13 protein-coding genes and 1 pseudogene are annotated in these 19,306 nt (G+C 76.9%); 10 read left to right on the top strand and 4 right to left on the bottom strand.

Annotated elements, in window-relative coordinates; genetic code table 11:
* Positions 1-102: 102 nt before the first annotated feature.
* The 3 genes from VE546_RS00440 to VE546_RS00450 all read right to left on the bottom strand — a co-directional run bounded on the left by VE546_RS00440 (position 103) and on the right by VE546_RS00450 (position 2,938).
* Entirely contained in the window at positions 103-351 is a 249-nt protein-coding gene (locus VE546_RS00440) for a hypothetical protein (RefSeq protein ID WP_324916431.1), read from the bottom strand.
* A 54-nt stretch (positions 352-405) separates the two neighbouring features.
* On the bottom strand, positions 406-2,601 hold the full coding sequence (malQ, locus tag VE546_RS00445) for a 4-alpha-glucanotransferase (protein WP_324916401.1): 2,196 nt from the start codon (positions 2,599-2,601) through the stop codon (positions 406-408).
* A gap of 73 nt (positions 2,602-2,674) precedes the next feature.
* Positions 2,675-2,938 (bottom strand): hypothetical protein, encoded by a 264-nt coding sequence (locus VE546_RS00450; protein ID WP_324916404.1) that lies wholly within the window; start codon positions 2,936-2,938, stop codon positions 2,675-2,677.
* Between the two features lie 429 nt (positions 2,939-3,367).
* On the opposite strand from VE546_RS00450, the gene VE546_RS00455 reads away from it, so the two are divergent.
* Positions 3,368-6,649, top strand: coding sequence for a beta-N-acetylglucosaminidase domain-containing protein (locus VE546_RS00455; protein ID WP_324916407.1), 3,282 nt, complete (start codon positions 3,368-3,370; stop codon positions 6,647-6,649).
* Positions 6,650-6,706: 57 nt separating this feature from the next.
* Here VE546_RS00455 and VE546_RS00460 read toward each other — a convergent pair whose 3' ends face one another.
* Positions 6,707-7,246, bottom strand: a complete 540-nt coding sequence (locus VE546_RS00460) for an HNH endonuclease (protein WP_324916410.1) — start codon at positions 7,244-7,246, stop codon at positions 6,707-6,709.
* Between the two features lie 215 nt (positions 7,247-7,461).
* Between VE546_RS00460 and VE546_RS00465 the strand changes: the two are divergent.
* From VE546_RS00465 to VE546_RS00505, 9 genes and pseudogenes are all read left to right on the top strand, one after another.
* Positions 7,462-8,349: pseudogene (locus VE546_RS00465) on the top strand (mechanosensitive ion channel family protein); the annotation flags it as partial.
* 403 nt (positions 8,350-8,752) lie between these two features.
* Positions 8,753-10,006 (top strand): ROK family transcriptional regulator, encoded by a 1,254-nt coding sequence (locus VE546_RS00470; RefSeq protein WP_324916413.1) that lies wholly within the window; start codon positions 8,753-8,755, stop codon positions 10,004-10,006.
* Positions 10,007-10,096: 90 nt separating this feature from the next.
* The gene (locus VE546_RS00475) at positions 10,097-11,389 is read left to right on the top strand and encodes a 6-phospho-beta-glucosidase (protein WP_324916416.1); all 1,293 of its coding nucleotides are present in this window, start codon (positions 10,097-10,099) and stop codon (positions 11,387-11,389) included.
* On the top strand, positions 11,380-12,420 hold the full coding sequence (locus VE546_RS00480; RefSeq protein WP_324916419.1) for an N-acetylglucosamine kinase: 1,041 nt from the start codon (positions 11,380-11,382) through the stop codon (positions 12,418-12,420). The genes VE546_RS00475 and VE546_RS00480 overlap by 10 nt, the downstream gene beginning before the upstream one ends.
* 223 nt (positions 12,421-12,643) lie before the next feature.
* Entirely contained in the window at positions 12,644-14,035 is a 1,392-nt protein-coding gene (locus tag VE546_RS00485) for a hypothetical protein (RefSeq protein WP_324916422.1), read from the top strand.
* 106 nt (positions 14,036-14,141) lie between these two features.
* The gene (locus tag VE546_RS00490; RefSeq protein WP_324916425.1) at positions 14,142-15,113 is read left to right on the top strand and encodes a glutamate ABC transporter substrate-binding protein; all 972 of its coding nucleotides are present in this window, start codon (positions 14,142-14,144) and stop codon (positions 15,111-15,113) included.
* 66 nt (positions 15,114-15,179) lie between these two features.
* Positions 15,180-16,469 carry a hypothetical protein gene (locus VE546_RS00495; RefSeq protein WP_324916428.1) on the top strand — a complete coding sequence of 430 codons (1,290 nt, stop codon included), beginning with the start codon at positions 15,180-15,182 and terminating at the stop codon, positions 16,467-16,469.
* A 23-nt stretch (positions 16,470-16,492) separates the two neighbouring features.
* Positions 16,493-19,030, top strand: coding sequence for a serine/threonine-protein kinase (locus tag VE546_RS00500; RefSeq protein WP_324916434.1), 2,538 nt, complete (start codon positions 16,493-16,495; stop codon positions 19,028-19,030).
* A 2-nt stretch (positions 19,031-19,032) separates the two neighbouring features.
* Positions 19,033-19,306: zinc-ribbon domain-containing protein (locus VE546_RS00505; protein ID WP_324916437.1), on the top strand; the 274-nt coding region annotated here is incomplete at its 3' end.

The following is a 19,306-nucleotide window of genomic DNA, read 5'->3' on the forward strand; positions in this document are numbered from 1 at the left end:
CTGCGGGCAGGCCAATCGGCGGCCGGAGCATCGGGTCACTTGCCCGTCCGGCCGCGGATCGGAAGCAGGTCGACCGCGGGTCGGCCGCAGGTCAGCGGCGGGTCAGCCGCGGTTCGGCTCCTGCCGGCCCGCGATCTGGCCGCTGTCGCGCGAGGACTTGTCGGCCACTGCCACCAGTCCGGCGATCACCAGGAAGAGGACGACCGGCAGCACGACGTACAGGCCGAGGGTCTCGACCACGCTCAGGCCGGGGCCCGGGTCGTCGCCGTCGTCGCGGTAGAGCGCGGAGGCGGAGGGAGAGGCGACCAGGAGCATCAGCGCGGTGAGGGCGGTGACGGCTCCGGCACGCACGGCGGTGCCGGCGCGCCTGACGTTCTCGTTGACCTTGTTGTCCACACTTCAACGCTAGCGAACGTCCGGGAAGGACACGCGCTCGGGGTGGTCCTGCGCGGGGCAGGGCGCCTCCCACGGCCCGTGCAGCTCCTCGCGCACCGTCCTCAGCAGGTTGCGCAGCCGGGGCGAGGCGACCAGTTCCTCCAGGGTGACGGGCCGGCCGTCGCCGTCGGCGACGGGCAGCCGCCAGTTGGGGTACTCGTCCGAGGTGCCCGGCACGTTCTGCGGGCGGCGGTCGCCCACGCCGTCCGGCAGCCAGACGCCGACCATCCGGGCGGGGGTGCGGGCCAGGAAGCGGTAGACCGCCTTGATCTCGCTCTCCTCGTCGCCCGCGCCCTCCTGCATCAGGTCCAGGCGGGACAGGTGCGCCATCCACTCGGCGGTCTCCAGGGCGTCCTGGCTCTGCTCGGCGGCGAGCGTCCCGGTCAGCAGTCCGAGCCGGGCGCGCAGCTCGACGTGCTCGCCGCTGAGGCGGGCGGCGGTGCTGGGCAGGTCGTGGGTGGTGGCGGTGGCCAGGCAGTCGGCGCGCCAGTCCTGCGGGTCCAGCGGCTGGGGCACCTCGCACTGGGGGTGCCGCCTGCGCTCGTAGTCGCGCTCGAACCACAGCACGGAGGTGCCCAGCACCCCGCGTCCGGCCAGCTCGCCGCGGACGCCCGGTTCGACGGTGCCCAGGTCCTCGCCGATGACGACCGCGCCGGCGCGGTGCGCCTCCAGGGCGAGCACGCCGAGCATCGCCTCGGCGTCGTAGCGGACGTAGGTGCCCTCCGTCGGCGGGCGGCCCTCGGGGATCCACCACAGCCGGAAGTGGCCCATGACGTGGTCGATGCGCAGTCCGCCGGCGTGGCGCAGCAGCCCGGTCAGCAGCGAGCGGTACGGGGCGTAGCCGGTGGCGGCCAGCGCGTCCGGGCGCCACGGGGGCAGGCCCCAGTCCTGGCCGCGGGGGCTGAAGGCGTCCGGCGGGGCGCCGATCGACATGCCGGGGGCCAACAGGTCCTGCTGCGCCCAGGCCTCCGCGCCCAGGGGGTGCACACCCAGTGCCAGGTCGTGCACCAGGCCGATGGACATGCCCGCGTCGCGGGCGGTGCGCTGGGCGCGGGCGAGCTGGGCGTCGGTGAGCCAGGCCAGCCAACTGTGGAAGTCCACCCGGTCCAGCAGCTCGGTGCGGGCGCGGGCGGTGCGGGCCGAGCGCGGGTCGCCCAGGCCGGAGGGCCAGGAGCGCCAGTCGGGACCGTGGACCTCGGCCAGCGCGCACCAGGTGGCGTGGTCCTCCAGGGCCTGGCCCTGCTGGGCGAGGAAGTCGCAGTAGGCGACGCGGCGGCCGGGGCTGAGGGGGACGGTGCGGACCAGCTCCAGCGCCTGGCGCTTGAGCGCCCACACGGCGTCGCGGTCGATGCTGCCGTCCTTGGTGAGGGTGGACTCGCGCAGCTCCCGGGCGCGGGCCAGCAGTTCCTCCACCCGGGCGCGGGCCTCGCCGCTCAGGTAGGCGTACTCGGGGATCTCCTCGATCCGCAGGTGCACCGGGTCGGCGAAGCGGCGGGAGGAGGGGCGGTACGGGGAGGGGTCGATCGTCTCGCCCTCGGCGGCGGGCACGGCCGCGTGCAGGGGGTTGAGCTGGATGAACCCGGCGCCGGTGGCGCGCCCGGCCCAGGCGGCCAGATCGGCGAGGTCGGCGAGGTCGCCCATGCCCCAGGAGCGCGAGGACAGCAGGGAGTAGAGCTGGACGAGCAGGCCGAAGGAGCGGTCCCGCACGGGCGGGAAGCGGTCGGGGGCGACGATCAGGGCGGCCCGCCCGGTCCGGCCGTCGGGTGCCTGCGCGTACAGGGTGTGGCAGCCCAGCGGCAGCCGTTCGCCGTCGCCCGACGGGCCGGTGTCCCACTCCAGGCCGCGGCCGTCCTCGGTCTCGGCGCGCAGGACCGTGCCCTCGGGCAGCGGGGGCAGGACGCCGCGGACGGTGACGGGACGGACGCCCTCGGGCGGCGGGGCTCCTCCGGCGCGTACGACGACGGTGGGCGGGAGCAGCCGGGCGGCCTCCTCGCGCGCGTGCCGTTCCAGCGCCTTGCGGACGGCCTGGGGGGTGGAGGCGTCGACGCCCAGGGCCGCGAGGACCGCCACGATCGTGTCGTCGGGCACCGTGAGCGTGCGGCCCGGGGCGGGGTCGTAGGAGGTGCAGACTCCGTGTGCGGCGGCGAGCCGTGCCAGTCGGGCCATCTGGATCTCCCTCGGCTCTCCCTGCGTCCCGGGGCTCCCCGGGGACGTACGGGGACTTTCGTCCCCTTCGGGACTAGATTCCCGCGGAGTCCGTGCCGTATCCCACCCCGGCCGGTTCGCTGGTCAGCGGGAGCTCGGCGGCCAGCGGCGGTTCGCTGGTCAGGGGGGTGGTGTCCGCGAGCGGGGGTTCGCTGGTCAGCGGGGCCTCGGCGCAACCGCAGGCGCAGGAGCCGTCCAGTCCGGAGTCGGGGTGGGAGACGCCGGAGAGGTCGATCGGCTCCCGGCCCTGTTTGGGCAGGGCGGACAGGGAGGTCAGCAGTTTGGCGGACGCGGCCACTGGGGGCCTCCGTTCGTATGTCGGTCGGACACGGTCGCCCTACCCACTGAAGCAGGGGCCAGACGTCATCGGCGAGGGAACGTGATCCAGGTCACTTGTGGACCCGGACCGATGATTTCACGGCCCGACGCGCTTGTCAGCGCAGAGCATCCGCTCCGGCCGGGCTCCTCGCCCAGGATTTGCCGGAACCTGAAGGGGGATCACCCGGCGTGCTCCGGCCTGCGCCGCCCCTCCCTCCTCGCCCGGGCCGGGCCCCGCACCCCCGGACGCACCGACAAGTCGGACACTTCGGCCGCCGTCGTTGACACCTTCGCCGCGCCGGTGGTGGGCTCGGTGCCGGTCGGCGGAGCGCCACGGGGGACGACGGGCGGACGGGCGCCGGACGAACGGGTGAACGGGGCGGAAAGAGCGAGAGGGGCCGGAAGAGACGTGAACCATGCGACGCATGGCCGCGGCGCGCGGCGGACCGGGGCGACGGCGCTGGTCGCGGCCGTCCTCGGCGGACTGCTCTCGGGCGCACCGGGCGCGCAGGCCGCGCCGCCGCAACCGGACGCGGGCCCGGCGACCCCCGCCCCGGACACCGCGGGCCGGGAGGACGGCGTCGTGGGGGACGGCGTCCCCGCCGTCTGGCCGCGCCCCCAGTCCCTGCGGGCGCGGGGCGCGTCCGTGCCCGTGGAGGGCGAGGTCACCCTGGTCGCCGGTGAGGACGCCGACCCGTACGCCCTCGACGTCGTCCGCGACGCGCTGCACGCGGCCGGTGCGCGCAGCGTGCGCACCGTGCGGCCCGGCACGGAGTCCGGCGCCCGGGGCCTGGTGGTCCGGGCCGGGGACGCCGCCGAGGAGGCGCTGCGCGCCCTGCGCGCGCCCGCGCGCGGCGACCTGCCCCCGGGCGGCTACCGGCTGGCGATCGGCCGCGCGGCGGGCCTGGGGGACCCCGGCGGCACGGTCGCCCTGGCGGGCGTCGGCGAGGACGGGCTGTTCCACGCCGCGCAGACGCTGCGGCAGCTCGTGGTCACCGGCGGCGGCGCCGGGGCGTTCCCCGCGGTCGTCGTGCGGGACTGGCCGGCCTCGGCCGTGCGCGGCACGGTCGAGGGCTTCTACGGCGAGGCCTGGTCGCACCGGGAGCGGCTGGCGCACCTGGACTTCATGGGCCGCACCAAGCAGAACCGCTACCTGTACGCGCCCGGCGACGACCCGTTCCGCCAGTCCCGCTGGCGGGACCCCTACCCCGCCGAGCGGCGCTCGGAGTTCCGCGAGCTCGCCGAGCGCGCCCGGCGCAACCACGTGGTGCTGGGCTGGGCCGTCTCGCCGGGGCAGTCGATGTGCCTGGCCTCCGACGGCGACCGCAGGGCGCTGCTGCGCAAGCTGGACGCCATGGTGGCGCTGGGGGTGCGGGCCTTCCAGCTCCGCTTCGAGGACGCCAGCTACAACGAGTGGCACTGCGAGGAGGACGCCGACCGCTACGGCTCGGGCCCCGAGGCCGCCGCCACCGCCCACGCGGAGCTGGCCAACGAGGTGGCCGCGCACCTGGCCGGGCGGTACGGCCGCGGGCGCGGCGCGGTGCCGCTGTCGGTGATGCCGACCGAGTTCTACCAGGACGGCCCGACCGAGTACCGCCGCACGCTCGCGAAGAAGCTGGCCGCGGACGTGGAGGTGGCCTGGACGGGCGTCGGGGTCGTCCCGGCCACCATCACCGGCGGCGAGCTGGCCGAGGCCCGCTCCGTCCTCCGCCACCCGCTGGTCACCATGGACAACTACCCGGTCAACGACTACGCCGCCGACCGGATCTTCCTGGGCCCGTACACCGGCCGCGACCCGGCCGTGGCCAACGGCTCGGCGGAGCTGCTGGCCAACGCGATGGAGCAGGCGACGGCCTCCCGCATCCCGCTGTTCACGGTCGCCGACTACGCCTGGAACCCCCGCGGCTACCGGCCCGGGGACTCCTGGCGGGCCGCCGTCGACGACCTGGCAGCCACCGGCGGACCGCACGGCGCGGCGGACGACGGACCGCACGGCGCGGCGGACGACGGGGCCCGCCGGGCGCTGCGTGCGCTCGCCGCCAACAGCGCCTCGTCGGTGCTCGACAAGAAGGAGTCGGCCTACCTCACCCCGCTGATCGACGCCTTCTGGGCCGCCCACACCGGCGGGGACGACCGGCGGTTCACCGCCGCGGCCGACCGGCTGCGCGACGCCTTCGCGGTGCTGCGGGAGGCCCCCGGGCACCTGGCGGACGTCGCGGACGGCGCCCTGCACGAGGAGGCGCGGCCCTGGGTGCGGCAGCTCGCGCGCTACGGCCGGGCGGGCGAGTACGCCCTGGACATGCTGGCCGCGCAGCGGCGCGGGGACGGCGCGGCGGCCTGGGAGGCGCGGCTGGAGCTGCAGCGGCTGCGCACCGACGCCCGCAGGAGCGGGGCGACGGTCGGCGAGGGCGTCCTGTCCGCCTTCGTGGACCGCGCGCTGAAGGTCTCCGACGCCTGGTCGGGCGCCACGCGCCGCGCGGCGAAGGGCGGGCGCTCCGGCGAACGGGTGCACGGCGGCCCCGCGCCGCTGCCCGGCTCCTCGCTGGAGGACGCCGCCGACGGCGACCCGGCCACCGCCTTCCGCGCGGCCGGGGAGCCCCGCCGGGAGGGACTGGTGCTGCGGCTGCCCCGGCCGCGCGTCCTGGAGGCGGTCACCGTCCAGTCGCAGCCGGGCCCGGGCGCGCGCGCCGCCGTCGAGGCGCACGTGCCGGGCGAGGGGTGGCGGCGGCTCGGCGCCCTGTCCGACCGCGGCTGGACGGAGGTGCGGGCCGACGGCCTGCGGGCGGACGCCGTACGGCTGGCCTGGCAGGACGGCTCGGCGCCCCCGGTGGTCCACGAGCTGACCCCCTGGTACTCCGACGCCCCCGGCGCCGAGCTGCGGCTCGCCCGCGCCGAGACCAACGCCGTCATCGGCGGCGACGCGACCGTCGTCGAGGCGCGGCTGACCGGCAACCGCCCCACCGACGTGCGCGGGCGGCTGACGGTGCGGGCGCCCGAGGGCTTCACCGTGCGGGCCCCGCGCCGGGTGACGCTCCAGCGCGGCGTCCCGGCGGTGGCGGCCGTCGAGATCCGGGCGGGGAAGGACGTGAAGCCGGGCACGTACCGCGTCCCGGTCACCCTCACCGCCGGGGACGGCGAGGACCGGGAGCGGCGGCAGGCCGTGCTCACCGTCCGCGCCTACCCGCCCACCGGCGGGCCGGACCTGGCCCGGGGCGCGCGGGCCACCGCCTCGGCCGAGGAGACGGAGGACTTCCCCGCCCTGGCCGTCACCGACGGCGCCCCGGACACCCGCTGGTCCTCCCCCGCGGAGGACGGGCAGTGGGTGCGGGTGGAGCTGGACCGCCCGACCCGGGTCGGCGAGGTCCGGCTGCACTGGCAGGACGCGTACGCCTCCCGCTACCGCGTCCAGGTCTCCCCGGACGGCCGGCGCTGGCACACGGCCGCGACCGTGCGCGACGGGCGGGGCGGCCGGGAGACGGTGCGGATGGACGCCCCGGCCGACACCCGCTTCGTCCGGGTGGTGGGCGACGAGCGGGCGACCCGCTTCGGCCTGTCCCTGTGGTCCGTGGAGGTCTACGCGGTGCGGGACGGCGGGGACGGCAAGGACAACAAGGCCGGCGGGGAGGACGGGACCGGCAGGAACGGCAAGGCCGACGGGCCCGGCGGAAGCGGCGAGGCCGGCCAGGAGTGACCGCCGGTCTCCGGGGCCGGCCGCGCGGCCGGCCCCGAGGACGACGAAGCCCGGATCTCAGGCGGGTGTCCTGCCGTCGATCCGGGCGAGGGCGTCGTCCGCGCCGTATGGCCGCAGGTACGGCAGCCAGCGCGGATCCCTGTGTCCCGTGCCGATGATCCGCCAGGCCAGGCCCGACGGCGGCGCGGGTTGGTGCCGCAGCCGCCAGCCCAGCTCGGAGACGTGGCGGTCGGCCTTGACGTGGTTGCAGCGGCGGCAGGCCGCCACGACGTTCTCCCAGGAGTGCTTCCCGCCGCGGCTGCGCGGGACGACGTGGTCGACGCTGGTTGCGACGCCACCGCAGTACGCGCACCTGCCGCCGTCACGGGCGAACAGGGCGCGGCGGGTGAGCGGCACGGTGCCGCGGAAGGGCACGCGCACGAAGCGTTTCAGCCGGACCACACTCGGAGCGGGTATGACTTGGGTCGCGCTGTGCATGAGGGCGCCGGAGTCCTCCAGGCTTATCGCCTTTCCGTTGAGGACGAGGATGAGCGCGCGGCGGAGCGGTACGACGCCGAGCGGCTCGTACGACGCGTTGAGGACCAGGACGTGCGGCACGGTGCCTCCTTGTACGTCGGCGGCGCGTGGCTCGCGCCGGGACGATCTCCCCCAGTGTGTCTCGCGTCCCGGTGGCGGCGCCACCACGATCGCGCAACGCACGGAGCGTGTTTTCGACCACACACCGTTTCTCCCCAGCCGGAAGCGCCTGCTATCCGGCCTGAAGCCGCCGGTCCGGCAGGTTGTCCCCCATTAGTGTGTTGAGGGTGGAATCCATGGACGACGCGCACGAGACGGCCACCAACGCCGCCGGCTGGCTCGAGGAGAACTGGGGGACCTGGCTCGCCATCGGCCTGCGGATCCTGCTGATCCTGGTGATAGCGGTCGTGCTGCGCTCGGTGATCCGCCGGGCCATCACCCGGCTGATCGCCCGGATGAACCGCAACGCCGAGGCCGAGGCGAGCGGCAACGCGCTGCGCGGCCTGCTGGTCAACACCGAGCGGCGGCGCCAGCGCACGGAGGCGATCGGCTCGGTGCTGCGCAGCGTCGCCACGTTCGTGATCATGGGTACGGCGGTGCTGATCGCGCTCTCCACCCTGGGCATCGACCTCGCCCCGCTGCTGGCCAGCGCCGGTGTCGCCGGTGTGGCGATCGGCTTCGGCGCCCGCAACCTGGTCACGGACGTGCTGGGCGGGATGTTCGTCCTGCTGGAGGACCAGTACGGGGTCGGCGACCGGATCGACGCGGGCGAGGCCACCGGCACCGTGCTGGAGATCGGGTTGCGGGTCACCAAGCTGCGCGGCGACGACGGCGAGATCTGGTACGTCCGCAACGGCGAGATCAAGCGGGTGGGCAATCTCAGCCAGGGCTGGGCGACGGCCTCCCTGGACGTCGAGGTCCGCTCCGACGAGGACCTGGAGGAGGTCCGGGCGGCCATCACGGCGGCCGGCGAGGAGATGTCGACCACCGCGCCGTGGGACGAGGTCCTCTGGGCGCCGGTGGAGGTGCTGGGCCTGAACTCGGTGACGCTGGAGACGATGGTGATCCGGGTCTCGGCGAAGACCATGCCGGGCAAGGCGCTGCCGGTGGAGCGCGAGCTGCGCTGGCGGATCAAGCGGGCGCTGGACGCGCGCGGCATCCGGATGGTGGACGAGGAGTCGCTGACCACCCTGCGGAGGCTGGACGAGGACCTGGAGCGGGACCTCGGCAGGGGGCTGGGCCGGGGCCTGGTGAAGGACGGCGCGAAGGACGGCGTCAGGGACGCCAGGGACGCCAAGGGCGTCGACGGCGTCAAGGGCGTCGGGGAAACGGTGCGGAACGCCGCGAGGAACCCGGCCGCGATCCTGGCGAAGGAGCCGGTGGGCAACCGGGCGAAGGACACCGCGCGGCCCCCGGCGGCGGACGGTCCCGGGGAGCCGGCCGGGGCTCCGGCGAAGGAGCCGGGCAGGGACGCCGAGAAGCGGTAGGCCGCGCCGCGGGCACCCGTTGACGCCGGCCGGGAGCGGGCCCTACTGTCCTGTCCCGCACAACAGGAAACTTTCCTGACAGTAACGGGCGGGAGGTGCGATGGCCGGGACGACACCGGGAACCCCCCGGGTGCTGCGCGCGATGAACGACCGCGCGGCACTGGAACTGCTGCTCGCCCACGGCCCGCTCTCGCGCAGCCGCATCGGCAGGCTGACCGGGCTGTCCAAACCGACCGCCTCCCAGCTCCTGGCCCGCCTGGAGGCCGCGGGCCTGGTCCGGGTCACCGGCACCAGCCGGGGCCGTCCCGGCCCGGGCGCCCAGCTCTACGCCCTCAACCCGGCCGCCGCGCACGTCGCCGGGCTGGACGTCACCGCCGCCCGCATCCGCGCCGCGGTCGCCGACATCACCGGCCGGACCGTCGGCACCTTCGAGGTTCCCGTGTCCGGGCGGCGGCCCGCCGGCGGCACCGTCGCGCAGGTGGTGGCCGCGGTGGACGGCGCCGCCAAGGCCGCCGGGCTCACCCGCGGCGAGCTGCACCGCGTCGTCATCGGCACCCCCGGCGCCTTCGATCCCCGCACCGGACGGCTGCGCTACGCCTCCCACCTGCCCGGCTGGCACTCCCCCGGCCTCCTGGAGGAGCTGGCCGCGGCGCTGCCGATGCCGCTGGAGTACGACAACGACGTCAACCTCGTCGCCGTCGCCGAGCAGCGCCGGGGAGCCGCCCGGGGCCACGACGACTTCGTCCTGCTGTGGAACGAGGAGGGCATCGGCGCCGCCCTGGTGCTGGGCGGGCGGCTGCACCGCGGCTGGACCGGCGGCGCCGGCGAGGTCGGCTTCCTGCCGGTGCCCGGCGCCCCGCTGGTGCGCGGGGTCGCGCGGACGGGCCGCGGCGGGTTCCAGGAGCTGGCGGGCGCGGGCGGCCTGGTGCGGCTGGCCCGCGAACTGGGCATCGAGCCGCCGCCCGGCCCGGACGACGAGGCGGCGGCGGTCCTGCTCGCCCGCGCCGCCGGGGAGGCCGGGGACGCCGGCCCGGACGGCGGCGGCAACGGCGGTGACGGCGGCGGGGCGTCCGGCCCGTACGGCGAACTGCTGCGGCGGACGGCCACCGGCCTGGCGACCGGACTCGCGGCGCTGGTCGCCGTCCTGGACCCCGAACTCGTCGTCCTGTCCGGCGGCCTGCTCACCGCCGGGGGCGAGCCGCTGCGCGCGCTGGTCCAGCGGGAGCTGGCCGAACTGGCCGTCCCCCGGCCGCGGCTGGTCATCGGCACCGTCACCGACCACCCCGTGCTCAGCGGGGCGCTGGAGAGCGCCCTGGCCACCACCCGTGACGAGGTGTTCGACACCTCCCGCTGACCGACCTGTCCCGTCCCGGCCGTCCCCCGGCCCCCACCGGTTTCCGACGCCCGCAGCCCTACGGCCCGCTCCCGAGGAGGACGCGCCCCCGTGAAACTCGCAGTGGTAGGCGGCGGTTCGACCTACACCCCCGAACTCGTCGACGGCTTCGCCCGGTTGCGGGACACCCTGCCCGTCACCGAGCTGGTCCTGGTCGACCCGGCCGAGGACCGGCTGGAGGTGGTCGGCGGGCTCGCCCGGCGCATCCTCGCCCGGCAGGGCCACCCGGGCACCGTCACCACCACCTCCGACCTGGACGCGGCCGTCGCGGACGCCGGCGCCGTACTGCTCCAGCTCCGCGTCGGCGGCCAGGCGGCCCGCGAGGGGGACGAGACCTGGCCGCTGGAGTGCGGCTGCGTCGGGCAGGAGACCACCGGTGCGGGCGGGCTGGCCAAGGCGCTGCGGACCGTCCCGGTGGTCCTGGACATCGCCGAGCGGGTGCGCCGCGCCAACCCCGGTGCCTGGATCATCGACTTCACCAACCCGGTCGGCATCGTCACCCGCGCGCTGCTGACCGAGGGCCACCGCGCGGTGGGCCTGTGCAACGTGGCGATCGGCTTCCAGCGGAAGTTCGCCGCGCTGCTGGACGTCCGCCCCGAGGAGATCCACCTGGACCACGTCGGGCTCAACCACCTCACCTGGGAGCTGGGCGTGCGGCTGGGCGGGCCGGACGGACCGGACGTGCTGCCGAGGCTGCTGGCCGAGCACGGCGGGACCATCGCCGCGGACCTGCGGCTGCCCAGGACCCTCCTGGAGCGGCTGGGCTGCGTCCCCTCGTACTACCTGCGCTACTTCTACGCGCACGACGAGGTCGTGGCCGAGATGCGCACCGGCCCCCCGCGGGCGGCGGAGGTCGCCGCGCTGGAGGGGCGGCTGCTGGAGATGTACGCCGATCCGGCGCTGGACACCAAGCCCGAGCTGCTGGCCCGGCGCGGCGGCGCCTACTACTCCGAGGCCGCCGTCGCCCTGGCCGCCGCGTTGCTGGGCGGGACGGACAGCGGGAGGAACAGCGGGGGGAGCGGTGCGAGCGTCCAGGTGGTGAACACCCGCAACGACGGCACCCTGCCCTTCCTGCCCGACGACGCGGTCGTCGAGGTCCCGGCCGAGGTCTCCCCGGCGGGCGCCAGGCCCCTGCCCGTACCGCCGCCGGGCCCGCTCCACACGGGCCTGGTCTCGGCCGTGACGGCGTACGAGCACCTGGCGCTGGAGGCCGCCCTGCACGGCGGCCGGGACCGGGTGTTCGCCGCGCTGCTGGCCCACCCCCTCGTCGGCCAGTACGCCCTCGCCGAAGAGCTGACGGACCGTCTGATCGCGTACAACCGGGAGCACCTCCCGTGGGCCTGACGGCGCCCGCCTCCCCCGCGCCCGCCCTCCCGGGGGCCGTCCTGGCCGTCGACGCGGGCAACAGCAAGACCGACGTGGCCCTGGTCGCCGGGGACGGCAGCGTGCTGGGCACCGCGCGCGGCGGCGGCTTCCGGCCGCCGGCCGTCGGGGCCGGGGCGGCCGTGGCGTCCCTGGCCGGGGCCGTGGCCCGGGCGGCGGAGGACGCCGGGCTCGGCACGGCACCGGAGGGCGCGCCGCTGGTCGAGCACGTCTCGGCCTGCCTGGCGGGCGCCGACCTGCCGCGCGAGGAACGGGAGCTGGCCGCCCGGATCGACGCCCGCGGCTGGGGGCGAACCGGCCGCGTCGCCAACGACACCTTCGCGATCCTGCGCGCGGGCCTGCCGGACGACGGCTCCGTGCGGCACGGCGTCGCCGTCGTGTGCGGCGCGGGCGTCAACTGCGTCGGGGTCGCCGGGGACGGCCGCACCCACCGCTTCCCCGCCGTCGGCCGGCTCTCCGGCGACTGGGGCGGCGGCGGGGGGCTGGCCGAGGAGGCGCTGTGGCACGCCGCCCGCGCCGAGGACGGCCGGGGCGGGGACACCGAACTGGCCCGGGCGCTGCCCGCCCACTTCGGGCTGCCCAGCATGTACGCGCTGATCGAGGCGTTCCACCTGGGCGACCTGCCGGACGGGCGCCGGCACGAACTGGTCCCGGTCCTCTTCGCGGTGGCCGCCGGGGGCGACGCGACCGCCCGCGCGCTGGTGCACCGGCAGGCCGACGAGATCGTGGCCATGGCCGTGGTCGCGCTCGACCGCCTGGGCCTGCTCGGCACCCCGACCCCCGTCCTGCTGGGCGGCGGCGTCGCGGCGGCCCGGCACCCCCTCCTCCACGACCGCGTCCTGTCCCTGCTGGCGGAGCGCGCGCCCCGGGCCGCCGTCCGGGTGGTCACCGCCCCTCCGGTGCTCGGCGCCGGACTGCTGGCACTGGACCACCTGCGGGCCGGTCCCGCCGCCCACGCCCGGCTCCGTGCGCACTACGCCGCGCCCGCCTGACCGCGTCCGCCCGCCCGGCCGTCCGGCGCGCGGCGTGCGGCACGGGGCGCGCGGCACGGGGCCGGCGGCCGCCGCGGGGAGCGCGACCGGCGCAAGATCCCGGCAGGAACGGTGTCGCCGCCGCCTCCGGCCGCCATACTGCTGGCGGGGCTCCTCCGGCTTCGCCGCGCGGAGAAGGGCGCGGGGCCCGGTGCGGCAGCGACCGAGGGGGAGGTCCCGACCAGTGACACACCCGCCGAACGTCCCGCCCCCGCCCTCCGCCGCTCCCCCGGCGTCCGCCGTTCCCGGGCCGCCGCGCCGCACGGCCTGGGCCGAGGGCGTGGACCGGCTGCGCGCGGCGGCGGTGACCGAGCCCGGACGGCTGCGGATCATCGGGGCCGCCCTGGCCGCGCTGGTGCTGGCGTTCGGCGCCGTGACCGCCTGGCAGACCGCCGACCGGGCCGGGGCCGCCGACGCCGTGGTGCGCCGCAGCCAGCCGCTGAGCGCCGACGCGGCGAGCATCTACCGCTCCCTCGCCGACGCCGACACCACCGCCGCCAGCGCCTTCCTGGCCGGGGGCGAGGAACCGCCCGAGCTGCGCGAGCGGTACGAGAGGGACATCCGCACCGCCTCCCGGCTGCTGGCCGAGGCGGCGGCCAACACCGGCGGACCGGGCCGGGGCCGCGACGAGATCACCGAGCTGAACGAGCTGCTGCCCGTCTACACCGGCCTGGTGGAGACCGCCCGCGCCAACAACCGGCAGGGCCTGCCCCTGGGCGGCGCCTACCTGCGCCACGCCGGGGTGCAGATGCGCGAGCGGCTGCTGCCCGCCGCGGAGGCGCTCTACCGGGCCGAGACCGCCCGCCTCGGCGAGGACCACCGGGCCGCCCGGGCCCGGCCCGTCCCCGCGCTGCTCACCGGGGTGGTCGCGCTCGCCGCGCTCGGCTGGGCCCAGCGGCGCCACTACCTGCGCACGAACCGGGTGTTCAGTCCCGGTCTGCTGGCCGCGACCGCGGCCACGGCCGCGGCGCTGCTGTGGCTGGCGGCCGGGCACGGGCTCGCCCGGTCCCACCTCGGCGACTCCGACCGGTACGGCGCCCGGTCGCTCCAGGTGCTCAACGAGGCGTGGGCGGGCGCGCTGCGGGCGCGCGGCGACGAGAGCATGACGCTGGTGGCGCGCGGCGGCGGGGCCGCGTACGAGGAGAGCTTCCGCGCGGGCATGCGCCGCCTCGCCGGCGACGGGCCGGGCGGGGGGCGCGGCGGCGGGCAGTTGGCGAAGGCGCTGGCGCTGGCCGACGACGAGGCGGGCCGGGCCCCGGTCGAGGACGCCGTCCGGGCCGCGGCCGACTGGCGCGCCCACCACGCCACCGCCCGCGAACTGGAGAACGGCGGCCGCTACGACGACGCGGTCGCCCTGGTGATCGGGCCCGGCGAGGACACCGCGCGGAGCGCGTTCGACGCGGTGGACACCGGCCTGGCCGAGGCCGTACGGCACGAGCAGCGGGAGTTCGAGCGGGCGGCCGCGCGGGGGCGGGACGCGCTCGGCGGACTGCCCGCCGGGGCCGGAACGCTGGCCGTGCTCGGTGCCGCGGGCGTGGTGCTGGGCATCGGCCGCAGGCTGTCGGAGTACCGGTGAGACCGGCGAGGGAGCACGTATCACGTATGAGGAGAACCGGGTGAGGAACCGGGTGAGGAGAACCGGAAGGGGCGCTGGGGGCGCGCGCGGCGGCACACCGCTCGCGGTGGCGGCGGCCGGCCTGGCCCTGGCCGCCGCCGTACTGATCCAGACGCTGCTGTCCACCGGGCTGCCCGCGCAGGCGCCCGCGGGCCCCGGCCCGGAGGCGGCGCCGGCCCGGAAACCGGGCGCCGCACCGGCGCGGCCCGCCGCCGAGCGGGAGACCTGCGCCGACGGCAGCGACCCGGCCGCCGGCCTGCGGCCGTCGAAGAAGGCCGGGCCCGCGGTGCGGCGCATCCAGCGGGCGGGACGGCTGGTGGTCGGCGTCGACCAGAACAGCTACCTGTGGGGCTACCGCGACCCGTCCACCGGGGACCTCACCGGATTCGACATCGACCTGGTGAAGGCCATCGCCGAGGACCTGGTCGGCGAGGACGGCGAGATCGTCTACAAGACCGTCCCCACCGACCAGCGCATCCCCGCCATACAGCGGCGCGAGGTGGACATGGTGGTGCGCACCATGTCGATCACCTGCGAGCGGCTGGCGGACGTGGCGTTCTCCACGGCGTACTTCGAGGCCGGGCAGCAGATCCTCGCGCCGAAGTCCTCGCCGGTCACGGGGTTCGACGGGACGCTGCGCGGCAAGAGGCTGTGCACCGCGGCCGGTTCGACCGCGCAGGCGCTGCTGGAGAAGGACGGCCGGGGCACCCGGCCGGTCTACGTCGGCAACCAGCTCGACTGCCTGGTGCGGCTGCAACTGGGCGAGGTGGACGCGGTGATGACCGACAGCGCCCTGGCCGCCGGGCAGGCCGCCCAGGATCCCTCGGTCCGTCTCGTCGGGGACCCGCTGACCGTCGAGCCGTACGGCGTGGCGATGCACCTGGAGGACGAGGACCTGGTGCGCCGGGTCAACAAGGTGCTCGACGACTACCGCCGGGGCGGTGAGGACAGTGCGTGGATGGCCGCATACAAACGGTGGCTCGCCGACAAGATGGAGATAGCGGAGCCGGCGCCCCCGGCTCCGGCCTACCGTGACTGACGGTTCGTCAGACAGGCACGACACGCACGACCACGCACGACCACGACGAAAGCGGCGAGGTGACCGATGGGGGACGACGGAGGCCCGGGGCCCGGCGGACCGGTGATGAGCCGGGAGGAGGTGGACCGTGCCCTGGCACGGCTCGGCGCGGAGCACGAGGCGATCGAGACGTCCCTGCTCTCCCTGCAGGACCACGCGGGGCGCAGGCTGCTGGAGGGCGCCGAGCTGACGGGCGTCACCAAGGAGCGGTGGGCGCGGGCCGAGGAGGCGACCTCACTGCTGTGGACGCACTTCGAGCTCTACACCGCCGCGCTGCACTCGGTCCGCGAGCTGCGCGCCAGGCGCCGCTGGCCGGCGCCGGAGGAACTCGCCGAGCTGACCGCGAGGCTGCGGGGTCCGGCGGTGACCGTCCCCGGCGGGGCGGACGGCGGGCCCGGCGAGCGGATCGGCCTGACGGAGCTGGTGGACCGGATGAACGGCTGGTACGCCCAGGCCCTGGACGTGGTCGCCGCCGCCGACTCCGTGTGGTCCGCGCTGCCGGCCCGGATAGACATGCTCTCCGCCGAACTCCAGCGCGTCCGCTCCCTGGCGCACTCCGTCGGCGTACGCCCCGGGGAGCACCCGGCGGGCGACGAGCTGGAGCACATCACCGCGGAGCTGACCGCGCTGCGCGCCGAGGTGGTCGCCGACCCGCTGGCGTTCTGGATCCCCGCGGGCGGGAGTTCGGCACCGGGCGGCGGCCGTCCCGACACCGAGCGGTACGACCGCGCGGCCCGCGCGCTGGACGACATCCGGCGCGAGATCGACGCCGTGCTCCAGGTGCGGCAGGACGCGGAGCAGCGGCTGATGCGGCTGCGCGACGTGCTCTCCCGGGCGGACCGCACCCTGGCCGAGGCGCGGACGGCGCGCGGCGAGGTGCTGGCGAAGATCGCCGCGGTCGACGTGCCCGCGGTGAGCGGACCGCCGACCGCGCTGTACGAGCAGTTGGCGATCGCGGCCGAACACCGCCGCCACGCCCGCTGGCACCGGCTGTCGCCGCTGCTGGAGAGCCTGGAGGAGCGCGCGGAGGAGGAGCTGGAGCGGGCCCGCGCCTCGCTGACCGCCGTGACGGCGCCGCTGGCCGTCCGCGCGGAACTGCGCGGCCGGCTGGACGCGTACCGCGCGAGGGTGGCGCGGCACGGGGCGGCGGACGACCCGCTGCTGGCGGAGCGGTACGACATCGCGCGCCGGCTGCTGTGGAGCGCGCCGTGCGACCTGCGGGCCGCCGAACAGGCGGTGCTGCGCTACCAGCGGGCGGCGCTGGAGGTCCTGGCGCCGCCCGGCGAACCGGCCGGCCGGGGGGAGGACGTCCGGTGAGCGCGGGGGACGGGACGGTGCGGCTGGCCGGGGCCGGCGGGGCGCGGGCGTGCCGGCGGCCGGGCTGCGCGGGGTCGTACGAGGACGCCGGCGGCGAACTGTACTGCGGCGTCTGCGGGTCGGCCCCGGCGGTGGCCCCCGACGGCACGGTGGGCTCCCCGCCGACGACCGCCCTCGCCGGCGGGTCCCGCTCGTCCCGCCCCTCCGGCCCGCCGGGGGCATCGGGGGCATCGGGGGCATCGGGATCGCCGGGGTCGTCCTCGCGTCCGTCGTCGGGCGGGCTGCCGCCCGCGCCGTCCGGCCGCTCCTCGGGGCGGTCGGTCTCCGTGCGCGGCTCGCGCCCGTCGGGGTCCTCCTCCGGGCGGGGCGCGCTGGGCGCCGGACTGGTGTCCGTGCCGCCGGTGCCGCGCCCGGACCCCCGGTCGGCGGTGCTGGAGAACCCTGAGGTGCCCGAGCGGAAGCGATTCTGCGGCAACAGCGGGTGCGGTGCGCCGGTGGGGCGTTCGCGCCGCGGCCGTCCGGGCCGCACCGAGGGCTACTGCACCCGGTGCGGGCGCCCGTACTCCTTCGTCCCCAAGCTGCGGCCGGGCGACGTGGTGCACGGCCAGTACGAGGTGGCGGGCTGCCTCGCGCACGGCGGCCTGGGCTGGATCTACCTGGCGGTGGACCGCGCGGTCTCCGACCGCTGGGTGGTGCTCAAGGGCCTGCTGGACACCGGCGACGAGGACGCCATGGCCGCCGCGATCTCCGAACGGCGGTTCCTCGCGGAGATCGAACACCCCTCCATCGTGCGCATCTACAACTTCGTCGAGCACCTCGACCGGCGCACCGGCAGCCTCGACGGCTACATCGTGATGGAGTACGTCGGCGGCAGGTCGCTGAAGGAGATCGCCAACTCCCGGCGCACGCCGGAGGGACGCCGCGACCCGCTGCCGGTCGAGCAGGCGTGCGCGTACGGCATCGAGGCGCTGGAGGCCCTGGGCCACCTGCACGACCGCGGCCTGCTCTACTGCGACTTCAAGGTCGACAACGCCATCCAGCAGGGGGACCGCCTGAAGCTGATCGACATGGGCGCCGTCCGGCGGATGGACGACCGCGGCGGCCCGGTCTACGGCACGGTCGGCTACCAGGCGCCGGAGATCGTGGAGACCGGCCCGTCGGTGGCCTCCGACCTCTACACGGTGGCGCGCACGCTGGCCGTGCTGACCTTCGACTTCCAGGGCTACACCACCGTGTTCGCGCACGGCCTGCCGGGCCCGGAGCACATCGGGGTCTTCCGGCGGTACGAGTCGTTCCACCGGCTGCTGCTGCGGGCGACCGACCCCGATCCGCAGCGGCGGTTCGCCTCCGCCGGGGAGATGTCCGAGCAGCTCACGGGCGTGCTGCGGGAGATCGTGGCGCTCCGGACGGGCCGTCCGCGGCCGTCGGTGTCCACGCTGTTCGGCCCGGAGACGGCGGTGGTGGACACCCGGCTGCTGCCGCCGGGCGGCGGCGCCCCGCTGCTGGGCGTCCGCCCGGCCGGACGGGCGCGCCGGGTGCGCTGGGCGCGCGGCACCCGCGCCCCGGTGGCGCACCGGGCGGCGGGCGCGGGCGCGACGGACGCCGTGCCCGCGCTGATACCGCTGGACGCGCGGGCGGCAGCACTGGCGCTTCCGGTGCCGCTGGTGGACCCGGCCGACCCCAACGCCGGGTTCCTCGCCGGACTGCTGGCCTCCGCACCCGCCGACCTGGTCGCCGCCCTGCGGTCCGCGCCCGCCGACTCCGTCGAGCGGCGGCTGCGGGAGGTGCGCGCGCGCCTGGAGTCGGACGGCGCCGGGAACCGCCGGGCCGCCGCCGAGGCGCTGGCCGGGCTGGAGGAACGGCACGCCGACGACTGGCGGGTGATCTGGCACCGGGGGCTGTACGCCCTGGTGGCGGGCGACGGGGAGACGGCGGCGGCGTCCTTCGACGCGGTCCGCGGTGCCTTCCCCGGCGAACCGGCGCCCAAGCTCGCGCTCGGCGTCTGCGCCGAGGTGCTGGGGCGCTGGGACGACGCCGCGCGCCACTACCACCTGGTGTGGGCGGCCGACCGGAGCCATGTGGGCGCCGCGTTCGGTCTGGCCCGGGTACGGTTGGCCACCGGTGATCGCCGCGGTGCCGTGCGGGCGCTGGAGTCCGTACCGGAGTCCTCCGTCCACCACACGGCCGCGCGGGTCGCGGCCGTACGGGCCCGGCTGCGGCAGCGCTCCCCCCGGGAGCCGCTGCTGGAGGACCTGCGGGCCGCCGCCCGCGAGGTGGAACGGCTGCGGGAGGCGGGCCTGGACGCGCTGCGCCGCGAACGATTGACCGCCGAGGTGCTGGGCAGTGCGTTGGACTGGGTGCTCGCGGGCCGGCAGGGCGCGCCCGCACCCGCCGGTGCGGGACGGCTTCCGCCCCTGCTGGGCAGCGAGTTGGACGAGAGAGGGCTCCGCCTGGGGCTGGAACGCTCGTTCCGGCTGCTCGCCCGGCTCGCGCAGACCGGCACCGAAAGGATCGAACTGGTGGAACGGGCCAACCGTCTCCGCCCCAGAACGTGGGTGTGACCATGCCGCAGCTCGACCAACTCTCCGTCTGCCCCCGCTGCGAGGAGCCGCTGGAGGAGGGCGACCGCTTCTGTGGTGCGTGCGGCGCCGACCTGGCGTCCGCGGCGAACGGCCCGGTGGGCCCGGTGCCGCCGCCCGCGCCGCCGATGCCGCCGATGCCTCCGGCGCCGCCCGCGGTACCGCCCGCGCCCGTGCCGCCGCAGTCCGCGCCGCCCATGCCCCCGGTGCCGCCCATGCCGCCCGTACCACCGCCGTCCGCACCGCCCGCGCCGGCCG

Source organism: Streptomyces sp. (assembly GCF_035644915.1).
GTDB lineage: Bacteria > Actinomycetota > Actinomycetes > Streptomycetales > Streptomycetaceae > Streptomyces.